Origin of the sequence: Sphaerimonospora mesophila, assembly GCF_001417795.1 — a bacterium.
In the GTDB taxonomy this organism is placed as follows: Bacteria; Actinomycetota; Actinomycetes; order Streptosporangiales; family Streptosporangiaceae; genus Sphaerimonospora; species Sphaerimonospora mesophila.
Genome location: NZ_BCBX01000033.1, coordinates 478,479 through 486,760, shown reverse-complemented (window position 1 = coordinate 486,760; position 8,282 = coordinate 478,479). Strand labels below are relative to the sequence as shown.

The following is an 8,282-nucleotide window of genomic DNA, read 5'->3' as shown; positions in this document are numbered from 1 at the left end:
CCCGGCCCGACCCCGCCACGCAAACCGCAGCGGACCCAAGATCCGGAAGAAAGAGGAGGCACCGAGACCATACCCGGGCGAACCACACCCCGTCGAAACGACCGGGAGAGGGATCCGCCGGATCACCCGGCTCGACAAGATTACCAGAGCTGGACACCAACCGCGGCCGACCACGCGGTCCGGCCGGGGATGTGGCGGAAACCGGCGGGACACGACCCTCCAGGGGGACTTGCGGGATCTTTTGGAGACGGTAGAAACGATGGGTGATTCAACAGGGATTCCCACGCGCCCTGGTCGTGCTGCTCGGAACGGCCGCCGCCGTGGTCACATTGGCCGGGATTCAGGCGGTCGGGTCGATCCTCGGGCCCGTCGTTCTGGCGCTGACCCTGGTGATCGCCGTGTCACCGGTGCGCAACTGGCTGTCTCGGCATCGCGCCCCCACCTGGATGCAGATCGCCATCCCACTCGCCATCGTGCTGCTGGTCCTGCTCGGCATGGTGGCGATCCTCAGCCTCGCCGCCGCGCAGCTGGCCCTCCTCGCGCCCACCTATGCCACGCAGTTCAACACGATGGTGACGGACCTCCGGCACTGGGCCGCCGGCCTCGGCTACGGCAGCGAGCAGCTCAACCAGGTGCTGTCCTCGCTCGACGCGGGCAAGGTGATCGAGGTCGCCCAGGGTCTGCTGAGCAGCGTGATGAGCGTGCTGTCCAGCCTCTTCCTGATCGTGGTGCTGCTGCTGGCGATGAGCCTCGACGCCCCGTTCTTCTCCCGGATCGTCAACGCGGCCGCCGTCGAGCGGCCCGACCTGACCAGGGCGCTCCAGACCTTCACCTATCGGACCCGCCGCTATCTGATCGTCTCGACGTTCTTCGGCCTGATCTGCGCGGCGCTCGATGTCGCCGCGCTCTACGCGCTCAGCGTGCCCCTGCCGCTGCTCTGGGGAGTGCTAGCGCTGATCACCAACTACATTCCGAACATCGGGTTCGTCCTCGGTCTGATCCCGCCCGCGCTGCTCGGGTTGCTCGAGGGCGGACCGAAGACCATGCTGCTGGTGATCATCGCGTACCTCGCGATCAACGTGGTCGTCCAGTCGTTCATCCAGCCGAAGTTCCTGGGCGACGCCGTAGGCCTGTCCACAACCGCGACGTTCCTGTCACTGATCGTCTGGGCGTGGGTCCTGGGGCCGCTGGGCGCTCTGCTGGCGATCCCGCTGAGCCTGCTCGTACGAGCCCTGCTCATCGACAGCGATCCGAAGAGCAAGTGGACAGCGGCCCTGCTCTCTGGCTCGTTACCGGAACCAGAGTAGGCCGCCGGTCCGGCACCCCGCGATGGACGAACACGACTTGTGCACATGACCATTCGAAAGCGCCGGTCTATCCGGCACAAGCATGTCCGAGCCCGTCGTGATCATCTGCCGCCGCACGTGCGGCCACGGGCCGCACCGAACGCCACGGCCAACGCGAACCCGGTCTTGCCGACCACCACCACGTAGCCGGTGCGCGTGCCGCGGTGATCACCTCGCGGCCTGCACGCGGAGCTCGACGCCGGTGATCGAGCGGCTGTCGGGCCTTGAGCACCGGAGGGAACCGGGAGAACCGGGCGGACAGTACCTTTGTGTGGACATGTCAATGCGTGCCCGGATACGGGACGGGGACCCAGCGGCGTTCGAACGGCTCTTCGACGAGAGCGCGAAAAGCGTCTACAACCATGCCTTCCGGCTGACCGGTGACTGGTCCACCGCCGAGGACGTTGTGGCGATGACCTTTCTGGAGGCGTGGCGGTTACGTCGGAGGATCGACGCCGAGGGCGGGTCGCTCCGGCCGTGGCTGCTCGGGATCGCCACCAACGTGACGCGCAACCTGCGGCGCACGTCACGCAGGTACGAAGACGCGGTGGCCAGACTGCCCCGGGGCGAGGTGATTCCGGACTTCGCCGACGAGGTGGTCGGGCGCATCGAGGACGCGGCACGCCTCGTCAGGGTACGGCTCGCGTACGGCAGGCTGCGCCGCCAGGAACAGGACGTGTTCGCGCTGTGCGTGTGGGCGGGGCTGGACTACGCCGAAGCGGCGGAGGCGCTCGGGATCCCGATCGGCACAGTGAGGTCCCGGCTGTCCCGCGCCCGAAGAAAACTCGCGGAATACGGCGAAAACCGGGAACCAGCGCCACGGGGCCGACAGGTAGTAGGTGACCGAGGCCCAGAGAAGGAGGAGATCCGATGAGCTGGCCGGAACGCGATCTTCCTGAGGGCCGTCACCATCTGCTCAAGGAGTTCGTGATGACCGAGATCACACGCGCGCCGCGGCGACGGCGGCTGCTCCGTCCCGCGGTGCTGGCACCCGCGCTGGGCGCTGCTGTGGCCGCAGCGATCGCCTTCCCCTCGCTCACGGGAGGCACGCCCGCTTATGCCGTGACCACAGGGGGCGACGGGCTGGTCCACATCACCATCAACGAGGCCAAGGACCCCAAGCGGCTCCAAGAGGACCTGCGGGCCATGGGCGTCAACGTGGTCGTGGACTACATCCCCATGGGCAAGCGGTGCAGCCCCCAGCCACGCAGCGAGCAGCTCGTGCCGCGGGAGCAGGCCTCCCTGTCTGTGTTCCCGGCCCCCGAAGGGTACGAGGACGGGTTCACGATCGACCCGAAGGTGATCAAGCCGGGTCAGACCGGGGTGTTGGAGTTCAGCGTCGGCGACGGCACCCCCGTGGTCGCGGGCATCTGGGCCGGTGTGTCGGATGGTCCTGTCGCCGACTGCACCTTGGTTGACAGCACGGAAGCGCCCCTGGGACCGCCCAGGAGTTGAGAAAATGCCGGGGCCCGCCACCGCAGCAGGAGGAGCGGGCCCCGCGGCGGGCACCCGCAGGAGGCTCATCGGCTTCCGGCTCCGCGCCGACGACGGCAACCTGGTCGGTGGGCTCCCCGCAGGGCATCCGCGGGACCCGCCGGAAGGCCGCTAGGTGACGATCCGGCGGAACCGGTACGTCCCCGCCGTACGGACAGCAACTCGTAACCCTGGTCCCTGCACGCGCAGGTGTCTCGACGACCCGGCCGACAACCAGGGCAACGGACCGCCCGCTCCCGAACCGAAATCGTCCCTCCCCCGGCGAAGCCCTGACGCCAGGTCCTCGCCGGGGGTCGGCCGCGAGTTGGTCGTCACCTGATCTCTTCGCCCACCTGAGCATGGGCAGGCGAGGCGGCGGCCGCCTCCGCCTGCCTGCGGCTCCACGGCAGGGCCGCGATGATCAGCGGGAACAGCACGATGGAGCTCATCGCCCATGGCTTGTGCAGTTCGTACCACTGCTCCCCGGGGAACTGGGTGAGCACGAGATATCCGACGGCCGCCCACAGACAGCACCCGAGAATCGCCGGCCAGGCCCAGCGGGTGGGCCGGGCGACCAGGAACGGCATGAACCACAGCAGGTACTGCGCGCCGAGCCGCGGCGTGAAGATCATGAACGCCAGCAGGATCGCGATCGTGACGTCGACCGGGTGGGCCTTGCGCCACCAGATCAGGCAGGCGACCAGCGAGGCGTAGATCAGGTACTGGCCGATCCTCGCGGGAGTCGGATCGAGGTTCCACTCTCCCCCGCTCAGCAGGGCCGTCCAGCCCCAGTCGCCCGTGATGGGCCGTACGTCGCTCGGCCGTAGCCCGATGGCGTTGAGCACGTCGTCGAGCTCGCTCCACTTGGTCCAGCCGCCGATCGGCAGCGACAGCAGGAACAGGACCGGCGGTACGCCGGTCGCGACCAGCGAGACCAGGCGGGAGCGCAGTCCCGGGAGAAGCATGAGCAACGCCGGCACGAGGATCACCGGCCAGCTCTTCGCGCACAGCGCGAGCCCCATCAGCAGTCCCGCCCACACCGCTCGGCCGGTGGCAGCGCGGTCCGCTTCCAAGGGGTGTGTGAGGCGGCGCAGGAACTCGCCCGGCCGCAGCCAGGGCAGTGGCTCGGGGCGCCGCCAGCCGTCGGGCCCGCGGGCCACGACGTACGCGGCGACGGCGAAGACCAGGGAGACCGGCTCGACCTGGCCGTGCACGGAGGCGACGAGGATCGCCAGCGGGTTGCACGCGTACTGGAAGGCGCGCAGCCGTGCGGCTGAGCCTCCGGCCAGCCTGCCGACCAGCGGGATCAGCACGATGTCGGCGGCCACGGTCACCAGCCTGCCGGTGACCTCCCAGGGGATGCCCAGCCAGAGCAGCAGGCCGTACATGTAGGGGATCGTCGGCAGGAAGTGCCACCCGCCGTTGCTCTCCAGCACCGGGTCGCGGTGGTTGAGGATCGCCTCGCCGGCCGGCTTGAAGCTGCCGACATAGTCGGGCGGCTGCCATCCGTCCGTGGCGGCGATCACCAGGATCAGTGCGCGGACGCCGACGCCGACCGCCAGGGTCACCGCGAGCGAGGGCTTCCAGCCCTTCCGCTCCGCGACCACCGCGACGACGACTCCGGCTATCAGAACGAGGGCTGTGTGGATTGCGTAATGCATGGCGAAGCCAAGCGTGCCCCACAAACGGTGAAGGAGGCGACTCGATGGAAGATTTCTGCTCCCCCGGTCGCACTCTGTCACTATTCGCGGTATTCTGGCCACTCACAGTAACAAATGGGAGACCTCGATGAAGATGCGGCTCTGGATCACCCTCACTGTGGCGACCTTCGTTGGCATGCTCATCGGCCTGCTGGCCCCCACGCGAAGCGGCGGCCGGCACGACAGGTAACGGGGGGTGATTCCTGTCGTGCCGGCCGCCCGATCACGGGCCGGGCCGGAGCCGGGACGCGTCCCGGCCCGCCCGGCCCCGGTCATCGGAACCGGGCTTCCAGATCAGAAGCCTGCGGTCACCCTGGTGAAGTCCCAGTCGTTCTGGGCGATTCCGCTGCAGTTCTCGGCCACGCCGCCGTTGGGGCAGGGACGGTCCCGGTTGACCGACCAGAAGGCGAGCCTCCCGAGCCCGTTCGACTTGGCGTAGTCCCGGATCCTGGTCCAGGTGTCCACCGAGGTCAGCTCGCGCTGGTCGGACAGGCCGTTCATGCCCGAGATGCCCATGTGGGCGTACGCGGTCGCGTCGGACCAGCCCCACGCGGACTTGAGCGCGTTCTTCAGGCCCTCGGCCGCGTTGACCGTGTTCCCGTACATGTCGGCGCCGCCGCCGAAGTCGAACGGCATGATCGTGTAGTTGTCGATGTCGACGCCGAGCGCCTTGGCCTGGTTGATCAGCCGGGTGCCGTAGTACGTCGGCCCGCTGGTGGCGGTGCCGAACGTGACGACGACCTTCACGCTCGGGTTCTTCTGCTTGACGATCTTCAGGGCGTTGAGGATGCGGTCCTGAACAACCGTGTTCTCGAACTCATCGGTGTTCTCGATGTCGAAGTCCACCGCGGCCGGCTGGTGGGCGTCGATGACCTTCTGCACCGCGTCGGCGAAGGCGGCCGGCGTGGAGCAGTTCGGGCCGAGCTTGTTGCCCGACCAGCCACCGAAGGAGATCTGCACGTTGCCGCCGGCGTTCTTGATCTGGGAGATCGCCGCCGCGTCCTGACCGCCCAACAGCGGACGCTGGCCGTCCCAGGCGGGGTTGCATCCGCCGCTGGAGAGGATGAACGCCATGGTGAACTGCTTGATCCCGGTGGCGTTCATGACCGTGGCCGGGCTGGGCGGGTTGCCCCAGCCCGTGTAGAGGTACGGCGCGCCGGGCATCTTGCCGCCGCCGCCCGTGCAGCCGCTCGTGGTGCCGGTGACCGCCGAGCTCGCCACGGACTCGCCGTTGGAGTTGTACGCCTTGACGGTGTAGGTGTGCGTGGTGCAGGCGCCGAGGCCGGAGATCGTGGTGCTGGTCCCACTGGCGGTGGCCGCCACGCCGGTGCCCTCGTACACGCGGTAGCCGGTGACGGTGCCCGAGGAGGCGCCCCAGCTCAGCGAGATCGAGTTGTTGGTGGTCCCGGTGACGCTCGGCGTACCCGGCTTGCCCGGGACTCCCGCCGGAGGCGTCGGGCTCGGGCTGGGGCTGGGGGTTCCGCCGCCGGCGACCTTCCACAGCGCCGGGACGTTCGACGGCTCCCAACCGGGCAGCGAGGTGTGGCCCTGGATGCACTCGTACTCGACGCCGTTGTAGGTCACCCGGTCGCCGGTCTTGTAGGCGGTCCACGCCGCCCAGGCCGGGGCGGCCAGAGCCGTGCTCGCGCCGGCGGTCACCTGGCCGTAGGCGACGGGGGCCGTGACGGCGAGGCCGGTCACCGACAGCGCCACCGCGGCGAGAGTCGCCGTCATCTTGCGGCTTAATCTCATGACTGTCCTTCGAGGAAGGGAATGGGGGGTGATATCGGGCTTCTCGGGATCAGCCGAGGCCGTTGAGGTACGCCCGATGGTTACGGGAGAACTCGAACCCGTTGTACTTGTCCCAGTTGATGGACCACGCCATCAGGCCTCGTAGGCCGGGGAAGACGCCGTGCGGCCGGTAGGAGCCGCAGCCGGTCCCCTTCGCCAGGCAGCTGAACGCGTTCTGCACCTGAGCCACCGTGGTGAAGCCGTTCCCGGCCCACGGCGCGGCCGGTAGGCCGATCGCCACCTGCTCGGGACGGAGCGCGGGGAAGGTCGCACCACCGGCCACTGGGAAGCCGGTGAGCAGCATGTCGGTCATGGCGATGTGGAAATCGGCCACGCCCATCGTGTGGTACTGGTCGTCGAGGCCCATGATCGGCCCGGAGTTGTAGTCCTGGACGTGCAGCAGCGTCAGGTCGTCGCGCAGCGCGTAGATCACCGGTAGGTACGCACCGGCGCGCGGATCCGCCGTACCGTTCGCACCGGCGCCGTAGAACTGGTAGCCGAGCTGGACGAAGAACGTCTCCGGAGCCATCGTCAGCACGAAGTTCGCGCCGTACTTCGCCTTGAGCGTCTTGAGAGCGGAGATCAGGTTCACGACCACCGGGGTGGTGGGGTTCCTGAAGTCGGTGTCACCCTTGTTCAGCGACAGGGAGTGGCCCTCGAAGTCGATGTCGAGGCCGTCCAGGCCGTACTTATCGATGATCGCGCTGACGGACGCGACGAACTTGTCCCTGGCCGCGGTGGTGGTCAGCTGCACCTGGCCGTTCTGGCCGCCGATGGAGATGAGCACCTTCTTGCCGGCCGCCTGCTTGGCGCGGATCCCCGCGATGAACTCCGCGTCGCTCTCCACATTCGGGCACTCGGCCACCGGGCAGCGGTTGAACCGGATGTCACCGGAGGTGACCGACGTCGGCTCGCCGAAGGCGAGATCGATGATGTCCCATTCGTTGGGCACATCGGCCATCCGCACGTACCCGGAGCCGTTGGCGAACGAGGCGTGCAGATAGCCCACCAGCAGCCGCTTGGTGTTCGGCGTCGGGGTCGGGGTCGGCGTGGGTGTCGGCGTCGGAGTCGGGGTGGGCGTCGGGGTCGGAGTCGGAGTCGGCGTCGGAGTCGGCGTGGGAGTCGGGGTAGGGGTGGGGCTGGGGCTTGGGCCCCCGGGGCCGTCGAGCACGATGTCGTCCGCGTAGTAGGCGCCCTGGCCGTACCAACCGTTGACGTAGACCGTCACGCTGGTCGTCGCGGATCCCGTCGTGAACGAGGTGCTCAGCTGCCGCCACGTGGACCCGGGCGACCCCCAGATCTGCGCGTCGGAGGTGCCCGTGCCGGTCGCGCCGAGGAACACATAGTTGCCCTGGACCCAGGCCGACAATGTGTACGACGTGGACGGACGCACACTGATGGTCTGTTGGCAGCGTGCGTGATCACTCCCGGCGGGCGTGGCCGACAGCGCCTTCGTCCCACCGTGCACCGGGCTGGACACCGCCTGGGCTCCGGAGGCCGCGGAGCAGGTCCAGCCGGTGAGGCCGGACTCGAATCCGGCATTGGCCACGATATTGGCCGCCGAGGCGCTCCCGGCCCACAGGCCGGTCGCCCCCAGCGCCAGTACGGCTACCGCCGCCAGCTTTCGGACGGACACATTCGTCTCACTTTCACCGTGATCTTGCGAAATCTCGCAGGCATGGTCGATGACCTGGCCCGACACTCATCGTGATCTTGCAGAAATCAGGGGAGCACGGCCGTGAGCCGCGCCTTCACCCTCCGTGATCTTGCAGTGCGTCGAGAGAGTGCAAGATCACGGAGGACATTTCACCGGCTCAGGGAAGATGGCCGCGAGATTCTGCAAGATCACGGGCGGCATTTCCGCTGACCAGACCGACCGCGTGCGAGAAATCGCAAGATCACGCGGGGGGTTGGGGAGGGTGATTTCCGGGGGTTCGGGGGGTGGTCAAGGAATCCGTACGGCCGGCGCCTA

6 protein-coding genes are annotated in these 8,282 nt (G+C 68.4%); 3 read left to right on the top strand and 3 right to left on the bottom strand.

What is annotated here, in order from left to right; genetic code table 11:
* Positions 1-263: 263 nt before the first annotated feature.
* The 3 genes from AP234_RS12210 (at position 264) to AP234_RS12200 (ending at position 2,801) form a co-directional block, all read left to right on the top strand.
* Positions 264-1,307 carry an AI-2E family transporter gene (locus AP234_RS12210; protein WP_055479674.1) on the top strand — a complete coding sequence of 348 codons (1,044 nt, stop codon included), beginning with the start codon at positions 264-266 and terminating at the stop codon, positions 1,305-1,307.
* A gap of 322 nt (positions 1,308-1,629) precedes the next feature.
* A complete protein-coding gene (locus tag AP234_RS12205) occupies positions 1,630-2,220 on the top strand; it encodes an RNA polymerase sigma factor (protein WP_055479673.1) in 591 nt (196 codons plus the stop codon).
* Positions 2,217-2,801: a hypothetical protein gene (locus AP234_RS12200; RefSeq protein WP_055479672.1), complete on the top strand. Its 585-nt coding sequence runs from the start codon at positions 2,217-2,219 to the stop codon at positions 2,799-2,801. Before AP234_RS12205 ends, AP234_RS12200 begins: the two co-directional genes overlap by 4 nt.
* A gap of 350 nt (positions 2,802-3,151) precedes the next feature.
* On the opposite strand, the gene AP234_RS12195 is transcribed toward AP234_RS12200, so the two are convergent.
* The 3 genes from AP234_RS12195 to AP234_RS12185 form a co-directional block, all read right to left on the bottom strand.
* A complete protein-coding gene (locus tag AP234_RS12195; RefSeq protein ID WP_055479671.1) occupies positions 3,152-4,480 on the bottom strand; it encodes a hypothetical protein in 1,329 nt (442 codons plus the stop codon).
* Positions 4,481-4,813: 333 nt separating this feature from the next.
* Complete coding sequence (locus AP234_RS12190) at positions 4,814-6,271, bottom strand: carbohydrate-binding protein (protein ID WP_055479670.1); 1,458 nt, start codon at positions 6,269-6,271, stop codon at positions 4,814-4,816.
* A 49-nt stretch (positions 6,272-6,320) separates the two neighbouring features.
* Positions 6,321-7,946 carry a carbohydrate binding domain-containing protein gene (locus AP234_RS12185; RefSeq protein ID WP_055479669.1) on the bottom strand — a complete coding sequence of 542 codons (1,626 nt, stop codon included), beginning with the start codon at positions 7,944-7,946 and terminating at the stop codon, positions 6,321-6,323.
* Positions 7,947-8,282 lie beyond the last annotated feature (336 nt).